The sequence below is a fragment of the Agrobacterium sp. InxBP2 genome (assembly GCF_026191755.1).
GTDB classification, from domain to species: domain Bacteria; phylum Pseudomonadota; class Alphaproteobacteria; order Rhizobiales; family Rhizobiaceae; genus Agrobacterium; species Agrobacterium pusense.
In genome coordinates, this window is the sequence record NZ_JAINDY010000036.1 from 173495 (window position 1) to 193863 (window position 20369).

Sequence of the window (20369 nt, forward strand, 5' to 3'; positions counted from 1 at the left end):
AACGGCACGTCGCGGTTTTGGCCGCAGCGCCCCTTTTTAAAGGGCATGACAGACATACCAATCCGGATAATAGGGAATTGTTCCGCCATTGCAATGACAGGAATATAAAAAAGCCGTGCCCGGCAGTTATGAAAAATGACTGTCGACTATATCGAGGGTACAGGGAAGCATCGGAATTGTCCCGAAACTTCAAGCGCGTTCCACGGCGACCGATGGAGATTTACGATCCTGGGTGCCTACAAAAGTAGGTGGGCACCGTGTGTCCAGCCCCACGGGACTGGCCAGGGACAGCTCCCTTTGGATCGAGTATGGCCCCAGGGATTGTGGTTCCTGTCGAGAAGCGCAGAACGCATTCAAGATATAGGACGGATCGGGAAAAACCGCCAGAGGCGCAGAGCGAAATTTTATCGCTTCGGAATTCCGGATGATCAGTGTGCCGCCGGTTTTGGGCGGTCCAGCAATTTTTCGGTAATGCCGTTCAGCCGGTCGGCCAGATCGCCGATGGCAAGCGCCACCATCTCATCCGACTTCGCCTTGTGCTCGGCCATGCCATCGCGATTGCGGGAGAGGGATGCGACCTCACCTTCCAGCTTCTCGATCTTGCGGTTGAGCTCGGAAAGCTCGTCCATCACCATGATACCGGCCATCACCGTTAGCCTCAGATCGCCGATTTCTCCGAACTGGCTCTTAAGATGCCCTACATACCGGTCGAAACGGGTGGCAAGGTCGGTCAGGTGGTCTTCCTGGCCTGCTTCGCACGCCATGCGATAGGCCTTTCCGTCGATCATAACAGTAACTTGCGCCATGATACCGCTCCTATCGATCCAGCACCGCGCGGATCGTCTCCATGGCCGTCACCAGCCGGCGCGAAACCTCGCGATTGACTTCTTCAAGACGGTTAGCGCGAAACTCGGCCTGGTCCAGTTCCTGCGCCAGTCTGGCGCGGTCGACATGGACGCGCTTCACCTCGTTATCGATCTCGCCGGTCTCTCTCTGCCGCTCGATACGCATATCGATGGCATTTTCGAGATTTGTGATGGCAGCATTCAGCTCCGTCAGCGCAGATTGTAAGGTCTTCTCAGCCGACATCGTTTTTTCCAACTCGCACGCCACCGGCCGAATCGTCCGGTTTCAGGCCATTTAAACGCTCACGAGGTTATTACCCGATTTACCATCCCGTCAATCAAACCAGTGCATTGTGGCGTTTTGCTCTGTGGATGAACGAAGAAACCGGGCCGGGCGGGACACGAAATCCGTTCCAGCCCCCGCTTTGCGAAACGATTTTTATCGACCGCAGAACCGCAATTGCCCGTCGATTTATTGACTTGCCTGCCTCACCTGCTATGGATCAACCCGCTTTTTGGATAGTTGCGTAAAACTATCTCCTTTCACCCGGAAACAGACGGAAAAGCCATGATTTCTCGCGACAAACACAACCGGATGGCAAATGCGATCCGCTTTCTTGCCATGGATGCAGTGGAGAAGGCCAATTCAGGCCATCCCGGTCTGCCGATGGGCGCCGCTGATGTCGCCACCGTTCTCTTCACCCGTTACTTGAAATTCGATCCCAAGGCGCCGCTTTGGCCGGATCGCGACCGTTTCGTGCTGTCGGCGGGTCATGGTTCGATGCTTCTTTACTCGCTGCTCTATCTGACGGGCTACGAGGACATGACGATCGACGAGATCAAGCGTTTCCGTCAATTCGGTTCCAAGACCGCCGGCCATCCTGAATATGGCCACGCCACCGGCATCGAAACGACCACTGGTCCGCTCGGCCAGGGCATCGCCAACGCCGTGGGCATGGCAATCGCCGAACGCAAGCTGGAAGAGGAGTTCGGCTCCGACCTGCAGAGCCACTTCACTTATGTACTGTGCGGCGACGGCTGCCTCATGGAAGGCATCAGCCACGAAGCCATCGCGCTTGCCGGCCATTTGAAGCTTAACAAGCTCGTTCTCTTCTGGGATGACAACAACATCACCATCGACGGCGAAGTTGGCCTCTCCGACAGCACCGATCAGATTGCCCGTTTCCAGGCGGTTCACTGGAACACCATCCGTGTTGACGGCCATGATCCGGATGCGATCGCCGCTGCCATCGAAGCCGCGCAGAAATCGGACCGCCCGACCTTCATCGCCTGCAAGACCGTCATCGGTTTCGGCGCGCCCAACAAGCAGGGCACCCATAAGGTTCATGGCAACCCGCTCGGCGCAGAAGAAATCGCTGCGGCCCGCAAGAGCCTGAACTGGGAAGCCGAAGCTTTCGTCATTCCGGAAGACGTGCTGGATGCATGGCGTCTTGCCGGTCTGCGCTCCACCAAGACGCGTCAGGACTGGGAAGCCCGCCTCGAAGCCGCTGAGGCCGGCAAGAAAGCCGAGTTCAAGCGCCGCTTCGCCGGCGACCTGACGGGCAATTTCGATAGCTCGATCGATGCTTTCAAGAAGAAGATCATCGAGAACAACCCGACCGTTGCGACCCGCAAGGCCTCGGAAGACTCGCTCGAAGTCATTAACGGCGTGCTGCCGGAAATGATCGGCGGTTCTGCCGACCTGACGCCGTCCAACAACACCAAGACCAGCCAGATGAAGTCCATCACGCCGACGGACTTCTCCGGCCGTTACCTGCACTACGGCATCCGCGAACACGGCATGGCTGCTGCCATGAACGGCATCGCACTGCATGGCGGTCTCATTCCTTATGCGGGCGGCTTCCTGATCTTCTCGGACTACTGCCGTCCGTCGATCCGTCTTGCCGCGCTCATGGGCATCCGTGTCGTCCACGTTCTGACGCATGATTCCATCGGCGTTGGTGAAGACGGCCCGACCCACCAGCCGGTGGAGCAGATCGCTGCCCTTCGCGCCATTCCGAACCTGCTCGTCTTCCGCCCGGCGGATGAGACCGAGACGGCGGAATGCTGGCAGCTGGCGCTGGAACAGAAGCATCGTCCGTCTGCGCTGGCCCTCACCCGCCAGAATCTCGCTCCTTCGCGCAAGGAATATGAAGAGAAGAACCTGTCTGCTTACGGCGCCTACGAACTCGTCTCCGCCAGCGACGCCAAGGTTTCGATCTTCGCTTCCGGTTCGGAGGTCGAAGTGGCTCTGAAAGCGGCCGCAACGCTGAAGGACAAGGGCGTATCCGCCCGCGTCGTTTCCGTTCCCTGCTTCGAACTCTTCAAGGAACAGCCGGAAACCTATCGCAACGCCATCATCGGCAAGGCTCCGGTCAAGATCGCGGTGGAAGCCGCCATCCGCCAGGGCTGGGATTATTTCATCGGTAACGATGGCGCTTTCGTCGGCATGCACTCCTTTGGAGCGTCCGCGCCGGCGAAGGATCTCTTCAAGCACTTCGGTATCACGGCAGAAGCTGTCGTCGCCGCAGTCGAGGCAAAACTTGCGTAAGGGCTTCCCAAGCCCTCACCATTCAGCAAAGACCAAGCCCATTCTTGATCGGGAGACTGTAAATGACTGTAAAAGTTGCCATTAACGGCTTCGGCCGCATCGGCCGCAATGTTTTGCGCGCCATCGTCGAATCCGGCCGCACCGATATCGAAGTCGTCGCCATCAACGACCTCGGCCCGGTTGAAACCAACGCTCACCTGCTGCGCTACGATTCGATCCACGGCAAGTTCCCGGCCGACGTCAAGGTCAAAGGCGACACCATCATCGTTGGCGGCGGCAAGCCGATCAAGGTGACGGCCGTTCGCGACCCGGCAACGCTGCCGCACAAGGAACTGGGCGTCGATATCGCGCTTGAATGCACCGGCATCTTCACAGCCCGCGACAAGGCTGCTGCCCATCTGACGGCCGGCGCAAAGCGCGTCATCGTTTCGGCTCCCGCTGACGGCGCCGACCTCACCGTCGTCTTCGGTGTCAACCATGACCAGCTGACGAAGGATCACCTCGTCATCTCCAACGCATCCTGCACCACCAACTGCCTCGTGCCGGTCGTGAAGGTTCTCGATGACGCCGTTGGCATCGATCATGGCTTCATGACCACGATCCACTCCTACACCGGCGACCAGCCGACACTGGACACCATGCACAAGGATCTGTACCGCGCCCGCGCCGCAGCCCTGTCCATGATCCCGACCTCGACGGGCGCCGCAAAGGCTGTTGGCCTCGTCCTGCCACACCTCAAGGGCAAGCTTGACGGCACGTCGATCCGCGTTCCGACCCCGAACGTATCGGTCGTCGACTTCAAGTTCGTGGCCAAGAAGAGCACGACGGTTGCCGAAATCAACGCAGCCATCAAGGCGGCTTCCGACGGCCAGCTGAAGGGCATCCTCGGCTATACCGACGAGCCGCTGGTTTCCCGCGATTTCAACCACGATAGCCACTCGTCGATCTTCGCCAATGACCAGACCAAGGTCATGGAAGGCAACTTCGTGCGCGTCCTGTCCTGGTACGACAACGAGTGGGGCTTCTCCAACCGCATGTCGGATACGGCGGTCGCCTTCGCGAAGACCATCTAACGAATACCCATCAGTCGATGCATTCCGGCGGGAGCGATCCCGCCGGATTTTTTATTCCCGGTTTTCCTCTATAGTGCCGCCATGTTTTCAATTTCCTGCCTTTGTCTGGTCCATTTTGAAACGGACAAGGGACGCAGGGATAACGGTCGTGCGCAATGCACTTCGGCCCTGCCGTATCTTTCGATACACCCCGCCTTGCGTTACCTTTCAACGCCGCCGACCGAGCGCTGACAGACCGCAACCCGTGGCGCATTGACTGCGAACGTGCAGAGCAATCATTGCGGTGGCCAGCGCGGCGTGAAAGAGGCGGTGGACGTGGAATCATTTTATCTGTTGTTGCTGGTGGCAACTGTTCTTGTCCTCGTCGCCGCCTTCTCGAGCCTCATCGCCTACCGCTTCGGCGCGCCGCTGCTGCTGCTTTTCCTTGTGATTGGACTTGCGGCGGGTGTGGACGGACTCGGTATCGAATTCACCAACAACCCTCTCGCCTATATGCTCGGTTCGCTGGTACTTGCCGTCATCCTGTTCGACTCCGGGTTTGGCACGTCGGTCCAGTCTTTCCGGCTTTCCGCGGCACCGGCAATGGCGCTTGCCACGGTCGGCGTTATTCTCACATCCGTCTTTTTCGCGGGCGCAGCCGCCCTCCTGCTCGGGCTCTCCTGGCTAGAGGGCCTGCTGCTCGGTGCCATCGTCGCCTCCACCGATGCGGCAGCGGTGTTTTTCCTGCTGCGCATCGGCGGCATCCACATCCGCGATCAGGTGCGCTCCACGCTGGAGGTCGAATCCGGTACCAACGATCCAATGGCCATCTTCCTCACAGTCGCCCTAGTCGAGATCATCGCCAAAGGACAGGGCTTGGCCGGTATCGAAAGCGGTTTTCTGCTGCTTTTTGTTGAGGAAATGGGCCTCGGTGTGATCGTCGGCGTGCTGGGCGGTCTCATGATCGCCGCCGTGGTCAACCGTTTTGCCGCCGATCGCGGGCTGGCGCCGATCTTTGTGCTTGCGCTGGCGCTGCTCGTGTTTTCCTTCACCGGCACGATTGGCGGCAGCGGCTTTCTGGCGGTCTATGTCGCCGGCATTGTCGCCGGCAATCGCAGGATCTTCGCCAAGGAAACGATCCGTCGCTTCCACGAAGGGCTGACGTGGCTGGCACAGATCATCATGTTCCTGATGCTCGGCCTGCTTGCCACGCCGTCGCAGTTTCCTGCAATCGCAATTCCAGCCATCCTGCTGGCGCTGTTCCTGATCTTCGTCGCCCGTCCGCTCGCGGTCTGGCTCAGCCTCATGCCGTTTAACTACACCCAACAGGAAACCTCTTTCGTCGCCTGGGTGGGCCTGCGCGGCGCCGTCTCCATCCTGCTTGCCATCATGCCCATCCTCGGCGGACTTGATGACGCCCAGATCTATTTCAATGCCGCCTTCATCATCGTGCTGGTATCGCTCCTCGTGCAGGGCTGGACCATCAAACCAGTGGCAACAAGGCTGGGGCTGATCGTGCCGCCGCGCATGGGCGAGGTGGACAAGCTGGAAGTTGACCTTCCCGGCACGGCCAATCACGAACTGATTTCCTACCGCGTGGCAAAGGGCAGCGCCATCCTGCAGGGCGAGCGCATTCCCCGCTGGGCGATGCCTTCGCTGGTGGTGCGTGACGGTAAATCGATTCGCTACCAATATGCCGGGCGACTGCGTGAAAATGATCTTGTCTATCTCTTCATCGCCCCCGGTTATTCCCGCCTGATCGACCGGCTCTTCGCGAGCGCCCTGCCCGTCGCCGATGACGACGCCGATTTCTTCGGCACCTTCGCGATCTCTCCCGCCCGGCCGGCGAAGGAGCTTGATGCCGCCTATGGTCCCGGCCTGCTTGCGCCAGCAGAACAGGCAATGAGCATCGCAGAACTCATCGAGACACGTCTTGCCGGACGGGCCGATTATGCCGACCGCGTGCGCCTCGGCTCCATCGTCCTGATCGTGCGAACTTTGGACGAACATGAGGCGATAGCGGGTGTCGGAATTTCACTGGAGCCGGTCGAACCGGCTACCACCCTGCCGATCTTCATCAGCTTCTCGGAAATTTTCAAACGGGTGCGTGACTATCTGGCGCAGCGGCGTCACTCGCGTTCCACCGCTACCGCACAAGACGTGGTCGCACCTTCAAACACCGTGAGAGAAAATGAAGCCTGACCGGCTTGCGTCGGCAATCAGGCATAGTATGGTCCCTGCCGAACTCGCAACAAATCAGGATCGACCTATGCCCGCTTTCAAGACCATCGATGACCTCAACGACATTGCCGGAAAGCGCGTTCTCGTCCGCGTTGATCTCAACGTGCCGGTCGCGGATGGCAAAGTTACGGACAAGACCCGTATCGAGCGGGTCGCGCCGACCATTCTGGAACTTTCCAAGAAGGGCGCAAAGGTTATTCTGCTTGCCCATTTTGGCCGTCCGAAGGGCGAACCCGTGGCTGACATGTCGCTTTCCCAGATCGTACCAGCAGTTGAGGAAGTGCTGGACCATGCCGTCTCCTTCGCGTCCGACTGCATCGGCGCGCCGGCGGCGGAAGCCGTTGCGAAACTGAACGACGGCGACATCCTGCTTCTGGAAAACACGCGCTTCCACAAGGGCGAAGAAAAGAACGATCCCACCTTCGTCGAGGCTCTGGCGGCCAATGGCGATATCTATGTCAACGACGCCTTCTCCGCCGCGCATCGCGCCCACGCCTCCACCGAGGGCCTCGCCCGCCACCTGCCCGCCTATGCCGGCCGCACCATGCAGGCCGAGCTTGAGGCTCTGGAAAAGGGCCTCGGCCAGCCGGTCCGTCCGGTCGTCGCCATCGTCGGCGGCGCGAAGGTTTCAAGCAAAATCGATCTTCTGATGAACCTCGTGAAGAAGGTCGATGCCCTCGTCATCGGCGGCGGCATGGCCAACACCTTCCTCGCCGCCCGTGGCGCCCAGGTTGGAAAATCGCTCTGCGAGCACGATCTGGCCGAAACCGCAAAGCAGATCATGATCGAGGCCGCGACTTCCGGCTGTGCCATCGTGCTGCCGGAAGACGGGGTCGTTGCCCGCGAATTCAAGGCCGGTGCGGCCAGTGAAACGGTCGACATCAATGCCATTCCCGCTGACGCCATGGTGCTCGATGTCGGCCCGAAGTCGGTTGAAAGCATCAAGGCCTGGATTTCACGCGCGGAAACGCTGGTCTGGAACGGGCCGCTCGGCGCCTTCGAAATAGAACCCTTCGATGCAGCCACCGTGGCTGCCGCAAAACATGCCGCCGAATGCACGAAGGCCGGCAAGCTCGTCTCCGTCGCAGGCGGCGGCGACACCGTGGCCGCGCTCAACCATGCCGGCGTTTCCGAGGATTTCTCCTATGTTTCGACCGCCGGCGGCGCCTTCCTTGAATGGATGGAAGGCAAGGAACTGCCGGGCGTTGCCATCCTGACCGCCGCCAAGTAAACTTATCTCACTTGCCTGACACGAGGCCGGACAAGCGATGCTTGTCCGGCCTCGTCTTTTGGTAAGTGCACGCGGGAGGAAAAGTTTCAAACGATTGAAATCATTTCAATCGTTTCAATGAGTTAGCGTGCCATTTCCCTGCCCTGGAACTTCTGTTATCGGAAATTTATTGTGCCTTGGGAGAATAGCAAATGACCGAACGTCTCGAAGACATCGCAATCAAAATGGTCGCCGACGGCAAGGGCCTGCTCGCCGCCGACGAATCCACGGGAACGATCAAAAAGCGTTTCGACAGCATCAATCTGGAGTCCACCGAGACCGCCCGCCGCGACTATCGCGAGATGCTGTTCCGTTCCGACGACGCCATGAAGAAATATATCTCCGGCGTCATTCTCTATGAAGAGACCCTGTTCCAGAAGGCTGCCGACGGCACACCTTTCGTTGATATCATCAAGGCGGCTGGCAGCCTGCCGGGCATCAAGGTGGATATCGGCGCCAAGCCGATGGCCTTCCACCCGCATGAATTCATTACCGAAGGCCTCGACGGTCTTTATGAGCGCCTGCGCAAGTACCATGAAGCCGGTGCGCGCTTCGCCAAGTGGCGTGGCGTCATCACCATCGGTGAACAGCGCCCGAGCTGGGGTTCGATCAAGGCAAACTCCCAGTCGCTCGCTCGTTATGCCGCTCTCTGCCAGCAGGCGGATATCGTGCCGATCGTTGAGCCTGAAGTCCTGATGGACGGCGAGCCGGGCACGCACGACATCGACCGCTGCGCGGAAGTCACGCAATGGGTTCTGCAGACCGTCTTCGCGGACCTCTTCGACGCCCGCGTGAACCTCGAAGGCATGATCCTCAAGCCGAACATGATCATCGACGGCAAGAAGGCCCGCAAGGCTTCCGTCGAGGAAGTGGCGGAAAAGACCGTGAAGGTCCTGAAGGCAACCGTACCTTCCGCCGTTCCGGGCATTGCCTTCCTTTCCGGCGGCCAGTCCTCCGAAGAAGCAACGGCGCATCTCTCCGCCATGAATTCCGGCTATGACCTGCCCTGGTCTCTCACCTACTCCTACGGCCGCGCGCTTCAGGATACGGCCCTCAAGACATGGGGCGGCAAGCAGGAGAATGTCGCTGCCGGCCAGCGCGCCTTCACGCACCGCGCCGCCATGAACAGTCTGGCGGCCAAGGGCAACTGGAAGCAGGAACTCGAAAAGGCAGCCTGAGGCTTCGCTCCAGAGCTTTGGTGAATGAAAGCCGCCTCCCGGGGCGGCTTTTTCTTATGGGCGCAGAAGCAGCGTTACCGACCAGATGACAAAGGCGGTAACCGCTATCTTCCAGCAATCGCCCCGTTTCTTCAGCCCCGGCAGGCCGAGCGGCCGGATAATCTGGACGGCCATGGCCAGCAGTAAAAAAAGGCCGATCGCCTTCGTCATTTATTGAGCCTTTTCTTTATTTCTGCATCGTCACAGGCTGGACATTTTTACCGTTCACCAGAAGAGTGCAACTCATTCGGGTAACTCCCGTTGTATGACCTGTCCGACCGTCCGTCCGAACGCATGAGAGTGTTGTCATGAGCAGAAATCTTCTACCCGTATTCGCTCTTTTATCCAGCACTCTGTTTCTCTTTCTCGGCAACGGTCTTCAGGGCCTCGTGCTGCCAGTGCGTGGCTCGGCAGAAGGTTACTCCAACGAGATCCTCGGTTTCCTCGGAACCTCTTGGGCTGCGGGCTTCGTTGTCGGTTGTTTTGTCGCGCCGGCCATCGTGCGCCGTGCCGGCCATGTGCGGGCTTTTGCGTCTTTCGTCGCATTGGTATGCCTGACCGTGCTCATGACCGGTCTCATCGTTGATGACGTCTGGTGGATTACGCTGCGTGCGCTTACCGGCTTCTGCACCGCCGGCACCTCAATGATCATCGAAAGCTGGCTGAACGAGCGCGCCACGAACGAAAGCCGCGGCATGATCTTTTCGCTCTATATCGCCATCACGCTTCTGGGCGTCGTGGCGGGTCAGATGATCGTGCCGATGGGAGATATCAGCAATACTTCGCTGTTCATGATCTGCGGCATCATTTATTGCATCGCCATTCTGCCGGCAACGCTTTCAAAGGCGGCCAGTCCACAGCCCTTGCAGAAGGTGAAACTGGATTTGCCGGCGCTCTATCGCAACTCCCCGGTCTCCTTCGTCGGCATTCTGATGATCGGCATCGCCAACGGTGCTTACGGCACGCTCGGCGCCGTCTTCGGTGCCCGGGCAGGCCTGGATCCGACCATGATCGCCATCATGGTGTCCGTCACGATTTTCGTCGGCGCATTGGCGCAGTTTCCGGCGGGGCGCCTTTCGGACAGGATAGACCGTCGTTACGTGCTGGCCGGCCTCGCGGGGCTTGGCGCCGTCGCGGGACTTGCGGTCGCAGCCGTGCAGCCGCATCACGTCTACGTTCTGATTCCGATGATCGCCGTTTACGGTGCAGCCGCCAATGCGCTCTATCCCATAGCCGTGGCGCACGCCAACGACTTTGCGGCGTCCGAGGATTTCGTTAAGGTTTCAGGCGGGTTGCTGTTGCTTTACGGCGTCGGCACCATTATCGGACCGACGCTCGGCGGCGCTGTCATGACCTATTCCGGGCCCTATGCGCTGTTTCTGGTCACAGCCGTCGCCCATATTTTGATTACTGCCTATGCCATTATCAGAAGCCGCAGGCGCGCCGCGCTTTCAACCGACGAGAAAGACAATTTCTCGACGATGATGCCGACGACGCCTTCGCCGCTGGTGACACCGGAGAGTATTGCGCTTGACCCGCGCGCGCCGCAATATCCCGGCGAGGATGGGGACTACGTGGAAAAAGGAGCAGGCATATGAGCCTCTTTGACGACGACCGCCCGCAAAAACCCGCTGCACACCAGATTGGCAGCGATCTCAGCCTCCTCTCCGTGGACGAACTGGACAGCCGGATCGAGCTTCTCCAGGCCGAAATCACCCGACTCGAAGAGGAAAGAAAGCGGAAATCCGCGGGAAGACAGGCGGCGGAGAATCTTTTCCGATCCTGATGCGCGTTGACCAATAAACCCGGCCCGCACGTGCCTAACGGCAGAAGCGGTTCAACGTGCGTTCCAAAATAAGAGGTTTTGGGTCAGTCTTTCGTTTACCATTAACCAAAAATTAAGCTTTCTGAGAGATTACTATACATGTCCAGTTCTTCTGGATTTCAGGCATCTTCTCCATTCGGCGAATTGGTCTGATTTTTCTCCCTGTTTTACCTTGAGAGCCGCTTTCGCGGCTCTTTTTTTGCCGCCGCTGGCTTCGGTAAAACTGTGGGTATTAACCCTTCTTTAATAATTGCCTTGCGCATTTCAGGTAAAGATACCATCCTGAAAACACTAAAGGCCGGAACAAAATATCCGGATCGTCGTTGCCTGACAGTGTGGTGCGTGAGCAGGGATTTAAAGAAATGTCGGAACAGGTTTTAAATACCATAAGCTTTGCGGGGCGCGCGGCTGCTTCCAACCAGTTCAAGACCCTCTATACCGAAGGCATGACCCTGGTGGAGGAAACCGCGAGCTATCTCGACGGCGCCGGCCGCGCTGCCTCAAAAGTTCTGCCGCGCATGGCCTCAGTGCTTTATGCCGCGGAATCGATGCGCCTCACGACTCGCCTGATGCAGATGGCCTCCTGGCTGCTGCTCCAGCGCGCCGTCAACAACGGTGAAATGACCCGCGATCAGGTTTTGAGCGAGAAGAATAAGGTTCGCCTCGACAGCTTCAACGTCGACCGCAACGCGCCCGGCTGGAACGACCTGCCGGAGTCCTTCCGCGATCTTATCGAGCGCTCGCTGCGTCTCCAGAACCGCATCGCCCTGCTCGACCGCGAAATCTATCGCCCCTCCGAAGCCGCGAAGGTGCCGGACAATGAGAACAGCGTTCAGGCGCAGCTCAACCTTCTGCGCACGGCTTTCTCGATCAACTGAGAAAACACCACATTGAGTGGACAATTTGAAAGCAGGCTCACCGGCCTGCTTTTTTGTTTCAGCGGTCATGCCGGGTAGATGCCATCGCCAAAACAGCGCAACAAAAAAGCCCGGTAAAACCGGGCTTTTTTAACAATCCGTCCGCAAGGGAATCAGAGGCCGAGGCCGCCGAAACGCTTGTTGAACTTGGAAACGCGACCACCGCGGTCCATAAGCTGCTGGTTGCCGCCCGTCCATGCCGGATGGGACTTAGGGTCGATTTCAAGGTTCATGACGGCGCCTTCCGAACCCCAGGTAGAGCGGGTTTCGTATTCGGTGCCATCGGTCATGACCACCTTGATCGTGTGATAATCGGGATGGATATCAGCCTTCATGACAATCTTCCTGGTTAAGTGACGTGCGGTCCATTTGCCGCAATTGCGTCAACTGAGCCAATTCAATAAATGAAGCCATAGTCCAGATGGGCTATGGCTTCCCAATTCGATGCGGAGCCTATACATGAAGGTCGCCGAGATAACAAGAGCCTGCTATCCCCTTGTGAAAGGAGATGGCTGCCGGGCAGGAATTTTACCGCAGACCGGAAATTCGCCCGCAAAAGGCCGAAAAATGGCGAAGAACGAGGAGCATAGAGGACGTGGCAGACATCGAACAGCATAAAGCGGTGAAACAGAGAAGCCTGAAACCGCTCCTTGGCCTGTTTCCTTATCTCAGGCGTTATCGTGGCTTGATGGCTGCGGCTCTTTTTGCACTTGTTCTGTCTTCCGCCACGACTCTCGCCTTGCCGCTCGCCGTTCGCCGCATCATCGATCACGGTTTCCAAACGCCTGATGGCGGTATGATCAACAGCTACTTCGCCATGCTTTTGGCCATTGCGGTTGTTCTCGCACTCGCCAGCGCCATGCGTTATTATTATGTCATGACGATCGGCGAGAGGGTCGTCGCCGATCTGCGCCGCGATGTGTTCGCCCACCTCACCACGCTGTCACAGCAATTCTTCGATGCCAACCGCTCAGGCGAGCTCACCTCGCGACTGACGGCTGACACGGTGCAGATCCGCTCCGCATTCGGCTCATCTGCGTCGGTGGCGTTGCGCAACATCATCATGTGCTGCGGCGCCGTGGCGATGATGATCTATACCAGCCCCGGTCTTTCCGGACTCGCGCTGCTGGCCATTCCCTTTATCGTTTTTCCCCTGATTGCCTTCGGGCGCTCGGTTCGCGCCCGCTCCCGTACGACACAAGACACATTGGCCAACTCCGCCGCTTATGCTTCCGAGACGATCGCGGCGAGCCGCACCGTACAGTCCTTCAATGCCGAGACGCTGGCGAATGCCCGTTATGGCGCTTCGGTGGAAGCGGCCTATCAGGGCGCACGCGCCGCCATCGGCGCACGCTCCATCCTCACCGCCGTCGCCATCACGCTCGTCTTCGGCAGCGTTGTCGGCATTCTCTGGTATGGGGCGCAAAGCGTCCTGTCCGGCAGCATGACCGCGGGAACGCTCGGTCAGTTCGTGCTTTATTCGGTCATCGCGGCCAGCGGCCTTGGCCAGCTCTCGGAAGTCTGGGGAGAACTGGCGCAGGCCGGCGGCGCGGCGGAACGGCTGTCCGAACTGCTGGACGAGCGCTCGCCGGTTCTCGATCCCGTCGCGCCCGTCACTCTGCCCCAGCCACCGCGTGGCGAAGCCGCATTTGAGAATGTCGATTTTGTCTACCCGCTCGCGGCAGGACGGTCGATCGTCTCCGGCCTCTCCTTCAAAGTCAGCGCCGGCGAAACCGTCGCCATCGTCGGCCCCTCCGGTGCGGGCAAGAGCACGGTCTTTTCGCTGCTGATGCGCTTTTACGATCCGCAGCAGGGCCGTATCACCATTGACGGCGCTGATATCCGCGACGTCAAGCTCGCCGATCTGCGGGCGCGCCTGTCCATCGTCCCGCAGGATGTGGCGATATTCGCCTCCTCCATCCATGACAATATCGCCTTTGGACGGCCTGACGCGACGCGGGAAGAAGTGCGCGCCGCCGCCATCGCCGCGCAGGCCGACAGCTTCATCGAACGCCTTACCGACGGATATGACACCCAGGTGGGAGAGCGCGGCGTGACGCTTTCCGGCGGGCAGCGCCAGCGCATCGCCATTGCCCGCGCCATCCTGCGTAACGCACCTATCCTGCTTTTGGACGAGGCCACGTCGGCGCTCGACGCGGAAAGCGAGACACTGGTACAGAAGGCTCTCGATGAGCTCATGAGCAGCCGCACCACCATTGTCATCGCCCACCGCCTTGCCACCGTTCTCAAAGCCGACCGCATTCTGGTGATGGATGAAGGCCGCATCATCGAGGAAGGCACGCATCAGAGTCTCATTCGCCAGAACGGTCTCTATGCCCGGCTCGCCCGTCTGCAATTCCAGACCGGGCCCGAAGAACTGCGTGCACAGGCCTGAGTTACGTCAGCACGCTGCGCCCCGCAACGCGCCCGGAAAACAGGCATCCTCCGAGGAAAGTGCCTTCAAGCGCGTTATATCCATGCATGCCGCCACCGCCGAAACCAGCCACCTCGCCAGCGGCATAAAGCCCCGGCACCGGCTCACCGCCGGCGTCCAGCACCCTCGCCTCAAGGTCGGTGTGCAGGCCACCCAGGGTCTTGCGCGTCAGCACATGCAGACGCACGGCAATCAAAGGCCCCATGGCAGGATCGAGCAGGCGATGCGGTTTCGCCGTTCGCATCAGCCGGTCACCGAGGTAACGGCGCGCACCGTGGATCGCCGTTACCTGCGTATCCTTGCTAAAGCCGTTTTCAATCTCACGGTCGCGCGCTTCGATCTGCCGGCGGATGTGGTTGGTGTCCAGACGATCATTTCCGGCGATGGCGTTCATCGCAGGCACCAATTCTTCCAGCGTATCACGAACGGCGAAATCCTCGCCCCGTTCCATGAAAGCCCGCACGGGTCCAGGCGGCTCCTTTCCCAACCTTTTCAGCAACAGGCGCATATTCTTGCCCGTCAAATCAGGATTCTGCTCCGAACCTGAAAGCGCAAACTCCTTCTTGATGATCGCTTTGGTCAGAATGAACCAGCTGTAACCGCTGCCACGTTCACCCAGCATCTTCAGTGTGCCAAGCGTATCAAAGCCAGGCATGGCCGGCGCATGAAGCCGGTCACCATTCGCATCGCACCAGAAGGACGAAGGACCGGGCAGAATGCGGATGCCGTGACCTGGCCAGATCGGGTCGTGGTTTTTGACACCCTCGGTGTAATGCCACATGCGGTCACGGTTGATGACCCCGCCACCCGCCGCCTCGGTGATGGCGATCATGCGGCCGTCCACATGCGCAGGCACACCGCAAACCATGTTTTGCGGCGGCTGGCCCAGTCGTTCCACGGGCCAGTTACGCCGTACCAGCTCCTGATTTCCGCCGATGCCGCCGGAACTGACAATGACCGCAGCAGCGGAAAGACTGAATTCGCCCTGCTCTTCCCGGCTGCTCTCCTCTCCGCGTTGCACCGGATCGCTTGCAAGAACCGCGCCGGAAACGCCGGTCACCCGGCCATCGGCGATATCCAGCCGATCAACCCGGTGGCGGAAGCGGAAGGATAGTCGCCCATCTGCCGCGATAAGCTTTGCCTTTTTAACGAAGGGAGCAAGCACCCCGGGGCCTGTGCCCCAGGTGACATGGAAGCGTGGAACAGAATTGCCATGGCCATCGGCCAAACCGCCGCCACGCTCGGCCCAGCCTACCACGGGAAACCAGCGCATACCCATGCGGTGCAGCCATTCCCGCTTCTCACCGGCAGCAAAATCGAGATAGGCCTCTGCCCAGCGACGCGGCCAGTGATCTTCCGGGCGATCAAAACCGGCCGAACCGAACCAGTCCTGCCTCGCAAGGTCGAGACTGTCTCGCACGCGCATCCGACGTTGTTCTGGGCTATCGATGAAAAACAGGCCGCCAAGCGACCAGAAGGCCTGTCCGCCCAGGTTCCGCTCGCCCTCCTGATCAACCACGCAGACGCTGAGACCTCGCTCGGCAGCCTCCGTTGCCGCAACCAGCCCGGCAAGCCCCGCCCCGACAACGATCACATCATAGCGTTCCATCAGCCCCTCCCAGATATGACGGAATTACTTTTACGCGAACGTAAGTTTACTTTCGTCGGAAGGCAACCGCCCAGATGCGGTCCGCGATTTCAGCGCTCGGTCAGCTTGAGCTCGATACGGCGGTTCTGCTGCCGTGCCTCCGGTGAGTCACCTTCTGCAATCGGCTGATATTCTCCAAAGCCGGCGGCGACAAGACGGTTTGCCGGCACGCCCTTGGAGATCAGGAACTTCACAACCGAAGTGGCACGGGCCGAGGAGAGTTCCCAATTGTCGCGGTAGCGGCCGGAGCCGGACAGCTGGACATTATCCGTATGGCCATCGACGCGCAGGACCCAGTTGATCTCCGCCGGGATTTCCTTTGCGAGATCAAGCAGCGCGGTTGCGAGCTTCGCCATTTCCGCTTGCCCTTCCGGATTGAGTTCATTGCCGCCGGAAGGAAAGAGCACTTCGGATTGGAAGACAAATCGGTCGCCGACGATGCGGATGTTTTCACGATCGGACAGAATTTCGCGCAACCGCCCGAAGAAGTCGGACCGATAGCGGTTCAGTTCCTGCACCCGCTGCGCCAGCGCGACATTGAGGCGGCGGCCGAGATCGGCGATCTTGACCTGAGAAGAGGCATCCTTGGCTTCCGAAGCCTGCAGCGCGGCTTCGACCGAGGCAATCTGCGCCCTCAGCGCCGCAATCTGCTGGTTGAGCAACTCGATCTGCGCGGAGGCGCGGGAATTGGCCTGCCGTTGCTCGTCCAGTTCACCGGTGAGACTGCCGATACGGGCGTTGGCGCTGGCATTGTTGCCCGAGCCGGCGTCGAGCAGTGCCTGCAGCCGCGACCGTTCATTCTCAGACGCGGCAAGAGTGGATTGCAGGCTCGCCAAGGCGTCCTCTACATCCTGCTTGTTGCCCTTTTCCATGGCCAGAAGTTCGGTCAATTCGGCAATCTGGCTGTTCAGACGCGTCAGCACCTCGTCCTTGCCGGTAATCTCACGCGACAGCACGAATTGCGCGAGCACGAAGACCGTCAGCAAAAACATGATGGCCATCAGCAGCGTCGACAGCGCATCGACGAAGCCCGGCCAATAATCCACACCCCTGTCGCGGCGGCGGTTGCGCGCAAGCGCCATGGCTATTCGCTCCCGTTATCGTGCCGGGTGCGTCCGGAAGACTTCGTATCGCTGTCAATCCGCGCCGAAAGCCGGTCGAGCGTGCGGCGGAGCGATTTGGATTCCTCCTGTTGCGCCTCGATCCAGTCGCGCAACATCTGCTGTTCGCTGCGCATGTTCTTGACCAGACCCTGAATGCCTTCGGCAAGACTGGTCATGGCCGCGAGCGAACGCTCGGTGCTCACCACGGCCCCTGCGTCGCCCCGGGACTCCCTTGGGGCGTCCGTCGTATCCGTCACCGAGGAAAGCCAGTTTTCGAGCTGGGTGTAGAAACGGTTCTGGGCGCGGCCGGCCTGAAGATCGAGAAAACCGAGAATCAGCGAACCGGAGAGACCAAGCAGTGACGAGGAAAAGGCCGTTCCCATACCCGCCAGCGGCGCGGTGAGACCGGCCTTAAGCGAACCGAGAATATCATTGCTGTCACCGGCGCTTGGGTCGAGAGACTGGATGACGTTGCTGATGGCGCCAATGGTGCCGATAAGGCCCCAGAAGGTGCCGAGCAGGCCGAGAAATACCAGCAAGCCGACGAGATAACGCGAAGTATCACGCGTCTCGTCGAGGCGCGTTGCGATGGAATCGAGGATCGTGCGTTGCGTAACGGCAGAAAGGCGGACTTCACCACGCTTGCCGATCAGCGTGCTCATCGGCGCAAGCAATTTGGGCGCGCGACCGACCTTTTCGACGCTGCCGGCGGCACGAAAGGCGTTGAACCAGCGGACTTCCGAACGCAGGCTCATCGTCTGCGTAAACACCAGAATGATGCCGATGGCGAGCACACCGAGAATGAAGCCGTTGAGCCCCGGATTGGTCATGAAGGCGGTGTGCGCCTGCCGATAGAGAATCGCTGCCAGAAAACCGACGAGGATCAGAAACAGAACCATCGTCCAGAGAAACGGTGTGGGGCTGGACAGCTTGTGGCTGTATTCCCGTGTGGTCACCGGTTTCTCGACGCCAAGATCGAGCAGCTCCGAATCCGCCATAACGTTCGCATTCCCTTTGGTCAGCTATCCAGCGGAAGCTATTTGAAAATTGCGACGATTTGAAGCGAAAAGCCGGTCTTTCGTCACAGGCTTTTCACGAAAGAAGGCATGGAGCCGGGCGAGGGAAAACAAAAACGCCCGGCGAACATTCGCCGGGCATCGAAAACTTGCAGAAAACGGCAGGTTTTCTGCTGAAAACCAATCAGCGGCCCGGAATAGGACGGTTGGCCACCTCAACGAGCGCCTTGTGGATATATTCGTTGCCTGCAGCAACGGAACTGCTGCCGAAGATATCCGTGCCGCCCTTGATGTCGGAGGCGAAACCACCGGCTTCCCGAATCAGCACGAGGCCGGCCGCCATGTCCCACGGCGAAAGATCGGCTTCCCAGTAACCGTCGAGACGGCCAGCGGCAACGTAGGCGAGATCGAGCGACGCCGCACCCATGCGACGGATGCCTGCAGCCTCCCCCATGACGTGACGAAGCTCGACCAGGAACTTGCCGTGGTTGCCGCGGCCGAGATGCGGCACGCCGCAGCCGATGACGCAATCCGTCAGCGCCTTGCGCGCGGCAACGCGGATGCGGCGATCGTTGAGGAACGCGCCGCCGCCACGCTCGGCGGTGTAGAGTTCGTCGGTAGCAGGATTGAAGATCACACCGGCGACGACTTCGCCGTTACGCTCCAGTGCGATGGAAACCGCAAAATGCGGAATGCCGTGCAGGAAGTTGGTTGTGCCATCGAGCGGATCGACGATCCAGCGATGTGCACCATCGGTTCCCTTTTCCTCGCCGCCTTCTTCACCCAGGAAATCATAGGTCGGGCGCGCCTTCATCAGCTCCTCGCGCACAATCTTCTCGGCCTTCAGATCCGCCTGCGAAACGAAGTCGCTCGGTCCCTTGACCGAGACCTGCAGGTTCTGCACTTCACCGAAGTCACGCGACAAAGACTTACCCGCCTTGATGGCGGCCTGAACCATGACATTGAGAAGGGCTGAACGGGCCATCGATGTTTTTTCCTGGAAAGCTTGCGAACCGCCCGGAAGCTCACCGGGCAGGCACGTCATTATTTTCTTGAATTGAAAGTTTGCGGTTCAAGACCACAAAACGCGCGGAAATTCAAGGTAAAAAGCCCATGGGTCAACCGCGGCCAGGGAACGCAACCCTTCCATCAGGTCGGACGGAAACGATTTGCGGCCTCGATCGCCTTCTTCTGCTGCTCGTCATTGATGCCGAGATAGAAGTCCTCGAGAGACGGATCCTTCAATCCGGCGCGGCGGGAAAGCACGTACCATTTGGCTGCCTCAACCGGATCAGGCCGGGTACCGAGTGCCTGAATATAGAGATGCGCAACCTTGTTCTGCGCCACGACATTACCGCGCTGTGCTGCGCCATAGAGCCAGCGGAAGCCTTCGTCGAGATTACGCTCGCCACCAAATCCGTTGACCAGCCAGATACCGAGATCGACCTGTGCAGTGTCATAGCCGGCCTTTGCAGCGCGCATCAACCAGTCGCGCGCCTTTGCCTTTTTCTCGGCAGGCACATCCTTCACGGACCAGTAAATTTGCGATACCGCATATTGCGCATCGGCAATGCCCTGTTCGGCGGATTTTTCATAGAAGGGCAAAGCCATCAGCAGACCCTTGGCGCCCGGATTTTCCGAAACCAATATCTGGCCCCAGTTGAACTGGGCAGAGGCGTTGCCGGCTTCCGCTGCACGACGCATGAAATCATCGGCCTTCGCCTTGTCGCGCGTAACGAACTTTCCTTCCATCAGGATAAGGGCAAATTTGAACATGGCGACGGGATCGCCGCCCTGTGCGGCCTGCTGATACCAGAACGCGGCTGTTTTCTCGTCACGTGCAATGCCAAGTCCGCGCGACATCATTTCCGCCACCAGCGTCTGGGCGGGTGCGTCACCGTTCTGCGCGCGGTTCAGCGCCTTATCAAGCGCCTGCACATATTCGCCGCGCTGGAAATGGCCATAGGCCTCATCCACCCGGCCCTTGAATTCCTTCTCAGGCGGCAGTGCCGGCAGATCCGCACCCATGCGCTGATAGACGTTCACGCCGGCTGAAGGCTGCAAGTCCTTCTGCTCTTCGGATTGCACCCTGCCCTGACGGGTCGGCTGAGCCTCATTTTCCAGCTGTCGGGAAAGCGCGTTGTTTTCACTCTGCGGCCCGGATTGAGCAAGAGCGACACCCGCCGACGCGCCGAAAGCAAACGCCAGCAGCGAAACTGAGAGGCAGAAATGAAGCGAGCGCATGATCAT

18 protein-coding genes and 1 other RNA gene are annotated in these 20369 nt (G+C 59.5%); 9 read left to right on the top strand and 10 right to left on the bottom strand.

What is annotated here, in order from left to right; genetic code table 11:
- Positions 1–193: 193 nt before the first annotated feature.
- The 3 genes from ssrS to K7A42_RS25055 all read right to left on the bottom strand — a co-directional run bounded on the left by ssrS (position 194) and on the right by K7A42_RS25055 (position 1089).
- A non-coding RNA gene (gene ssrS, locus K7A42_RS25045) (6S RNA) lies at positions 194–352 on the bottom strand.
- Positions 353–428: 76 nt separating this feature from the next.
- Complete coding sequence (locus K7A42_RS25050; RefSeq protein ID WP_004445763.1) at positions 429–806, bottom strand: cell division protein ZapA; 378 nt, start codon at positions 804–806, stop codon at positions 429–431.
- A 10-nt stretch (positions 807–816) separates the two neighbouring features.
- A complete protein-coding gene (locus tag K7A42_RS25055; protein WP_004445765.1) occupies positions 817–1089 on the bottom strand; it encodes a DUF4164 domain-containing protein in 273 nt (90 codons plus the stop codon).
- Positions 1090–1413: 324 nt separating this feature from the next.
- On the opposite strand from K7A42_RS25055, the gene tkt reads away from it, so the two are divergent.
- The 5 genes from tkt (at position 1414) to K7A42_RS25080 (ending at position 9137) form a co-directional block, all read left to right on the top strand.
- The gene (gene tkt / locus K7A42_RS25060) at positions 1414–3396 is read left to right on the top strand and encodes a transketolase (protein WP_004445766.1); all 1983 of its coding nucleotides are present in this window, start codon (positions 1414–1416) and stop codon (positions 3394–3396) included.
- Between the two features lie 62 nt (positions 3397–3458).
- Complete coding sequence (gene gap, locus K7A42_RS25065; RefSeq protein ID WP_282456088.1) at positions 3459–4469, top strand: type I glyceraldehyde-3-phosphate dehydrogenase; 1011 nt, start codon at positions 3459–3461, stop codon at positions 4467–4469.
- A 315-nt stretch (positions 4470–4784) separates the two neighbouring features.
- Positions 4785–6650, top strand: coding sequence for a potassium/proton antiporter (locus K7A42_RS25070; RefSeq protein WP_282456089.1), 1866 nt, complete (start codon positions 4785–4787; stop codon positions 6648–6650).
- A gap of 67 nt (positions 6651–6717) precedes the next feature.
- A complete protein-coding gene (locus K7A42_RS25075; RefSeq protein WP_004445771.1) occupies positions 6718–7920 on the top strand; it encodes a phosphoglycerate kinase in 1203 nt (400 codons plus the stop codon).
- 191 nt (positions 7921–8111) lie between these two features.
- Complete coding sequence (locus K7A42_RS25080) at positions 8112–9137, top strand: class I fructose-bisphosphate aldolase (protein ID WP_004445772.1); 1026 nt, start codon at positions 8112–8114, stop codon at positions 9135–9137.
- A gap of 54 nt (positions 9138–9191) precedes the next feature.
- Here the strand turns inward: K7A42_RS25080 and K7A42_RS25085 are convergent, their stop codons facing one another.
- The gene (locus K7A42_RS25085) at positions 9192–9347 is read right to left on the bottom strand and encodes a hypothetical protein (RefSeq protein ID WP_167378234.1); all 156 of its coding nucleotides are present in this window, start codon (positions 9345–9347) and stop codon (positions 9192–9194) included.
- 137 nt (positions 9348–9484) lie between these two features.
- Here K7A42_RS25085 and K7A42_RS25090 point away from each other — a divergent pair, with 137 nt between their 5' ends.
- The 3 genes from K7A42_RS25090 to K7A42_RS25100 all read left to right on the top strand — a co-directional run bounded on the left by K7A42_RS25090 (position 9485) and on the right by K7A42_RS25100 (position 11879).
- Positions 9485–10774: an MFS transporter gene (locus K7A42_RS25090; protein WP_004445776.1), complete on the top strand. Its 1290-nt coding sequence runs from the start codon at positions 9485–9487 to the stop codon at positions 10772–10774.
- Complete coding sequence (locus K7A42_RS25095) at positions 10771–10962, top strand: DUF1192 domain-containing protein (protein ID WP_004445779.1); 192 nt, start codon at positions 10771–10773, stop codon at positions 10960–10962. Before K7A42_RS25090 ends, K7A42_RS25095 begins: the two co-directional genes overlap by 4 nt.
- A gap of 401 nt (positions 10963–11363) precedes the next feature.
- Positions 11364–11879 carry a DUF1465 family protein gene (locus K7A42_RS25100; protein ID WP_003506184.1) on the top strand — a complete coding sequence of 172 codons (516 nt, stop codon included), beginning with the start codon at positions 11364–11366 and terminating at the stop codon, positions 11877–11879.
- A 152-nt stretch (positions 11880–12031) separates the two neighbouring features.
- On the opposite strand, the gene rpmE is transcribed toward K7A42_RS25100, so the two are convergent.
- Positions 12032–12253: a 50S ribosomal protein L31 gene (gene rpmE, locus K7A42_RS25105; protein WP_003497640.1), complete on the bottom strand. Its 222-nt coding sequence runs from the start codon at positions 12251–12253 to the stop codon at positions 12032–12034.
- A gap of 260 nt (positions 12254–12513) precedes the next feature.
- Here rpmE and K7A42_RS25110 point away from each other — a divergent pair, with 260 nt between their 5' ends.
- The gene (locus K7A42_RS25110; RefSeq protein WP_282456090.1) at positions 12514–14313 is read left to right on the top strand and encodes an ABC transporter transmembrane domain-containing protein; all 1800 of its coding nucleotides are present in this window, start codon (positions 12514–12516) and stop codon (positions 14311–14313) included.
- A gap of 1 nt (position 14314) precedes the next feature.
- On the opposite strand, the gene K7A42_RS25115 is transcribed toward K7A42_RS25110, so the two are convergent.
- The 5 genes from K7A42_RS25115 to K7A42_RS25135 form a co-directional block, all read right to left on the bottom strand.
- On the bottom strand, positions 14315–15961 hold the full coding sequence (locus K7A42_RS25115; protein WP_282456091.1) for an FAD-binding dehydrogenase: 1647 nt from the start codon (positions 15959–15961) through the stop codon (positions 14315–14317).
- Between the two features lie 89 nt (positions 15962–16050).
- Complete coding sequence (locus tag K7A42_RS25120; RefSeq protein ID WP_004445789.1) at positions 16051–17082, bottom strand: peptidoglycan -binding protein; 1032 nt, start codon at positions 17080–17082, stop codon at positions 16051–16053.
- Between the two features lie 2 nt (positions 17083–17084).
- Entirely contained in the window at positions 17085–18101 is a 1017-nt protein-coding gene (locus tag K7A42_RS25125; protein ID WP_004445790.1) for a hypothetical protein, read from the bottom strand.
- Between the two features lie 202 nt (positions 18102–18303).
- The gene (locus K7A42_RS25130; protein ID WP_004445792.1) at positions 18304–19104 is read right to left on the bottom strand and encodes an inositol monophosphatase family protein; all 801 of its coding nucleotides are present in this window, start codon (positions 19102–19104) and stop codon (positions 18304–18306) included.
- Between the two features lie 164 nt (positions 19105–19268).
- The gene (locus K7A42_RS25135) at positions 19269–20369 is read right to left on the bottom strand and encodes a tetratricopeptide repeat protein (protein WP_044459136.1); all 1101 of its coding nucleotides are present in this window, start codon (positions 20367–20369) and stop codon (positions 19269–19271) included.

Bases quoted from the DNA above. Each gene is read 5' to 3' on its own strand.
- K7A42_RS25125 (WP_004445790.1), bottom strand. From the start codon at position 18,101: ATGGCGGATTCGGAGCTGCTCGATCTTGGCGTCGAGAAACCGGTGACC.
- K7A42_RS25085 (WP_167378234.1), bottom strand. From the start codon at position 9,347: ATGACGAAGGCGATCGGCCTTTTTTTACTGCTGGCCATGGCCGTCCAG.
- K7A42_RS25095 (WP_004445779.1), top strand. From the start codon at position 10,771: ATGAGCCTCTTTGACGACGACCGCCCGCAAAAACCCGCTGCACACCAG.
- K7A42_RS25090 (WP_004445776.1), top strand. From the start codon at position 9,485: ATGAGCAGAAATCTTCTACCCGTATTCGCTCTTTTATCCAGCACTCTG.
- tkt (WP_004445766.1), top strand. From the start codon at position 1,414: ATGATTTCTCGCGACAAACACAACCGGATGGCAAATGCGATCCGCTTT.
- rpmE (WP_003497640.1), bottom strand. From the start codon at position 12,253: ATGAAGGCTGATATCCATCCCGATTATCACACGATCAAGGTGGTCATG.
- K7A42_RS25050 (WP_004445763.1), bottom strand. From the start codon at position 806: ATGGCGCAAGTTACTGTTATGATCGACGGAAAGGCCTATCGCATGGCG.
- K7A42_RS25135 (WP_044459136.1), bottom strand. From the start codon at position 20,369: ATGATCATGCGCTCGCTTCATTTCTGCCTCTCAGTTTCGCTGCTGGCG.
- K7A42_RS25100 (WP_003506184.1), top strand. From the start codon at position 11,364: ATGTCGGAACAGGTTTTAAATACCATAAGCTTTGCGGGGCGCGCGGCT.
- K7A42_RS25115 (WP_282456091.1), bottom strand. From the start codon at position 15,961: ATGGAACGCTATGATGTGATCGTTGTCGGGGCGGGGCTTGCCGGGCTG.
- K7A42_RS25120 (WP_004445789.1), bottom strand. From the start codon at position 17,082: ATGGCGCTTGCGCGCAACCGCCGCCGCGACAGGGGTGTGGATTATTGG.
- K7A42_RS25075 (WP_004445771.1), top strand. From the start codon at position 6,718: ATGCCCGCTTTCAAGACCATCGATGACCTCAACGACATTGCCGGAAAG.
- K7A42_RS25130 (WP_004445792.1), bottom strand. From the start codon at position 19,104: ATGGCCCGTTCAGCCCTTCTCAATGTCATGGTTCAGGCCGCCATCAAG.
- K7A42_RS25055 (WP_004445765.1), bottom strand. From the start codon at position 1,089: ATGTCGGCTGAGAAGACCTTACAATCTGCGCTGACGGAGCTGAATGCT.
- gap (WP_282456088.1), top strand. From the start codon at position 3,459: ATGACTGTAAAAGTTGCCATTAACGGCTTCGGCCGCATCGGCCGCAAT.
- K7A42_RS25080 (WP_004445772.1), top strand. From the start codon at position 8,112: ATGACCGAACGTCTCGAAGACATCGCAATCAAAATGGTCGCCGACGGC.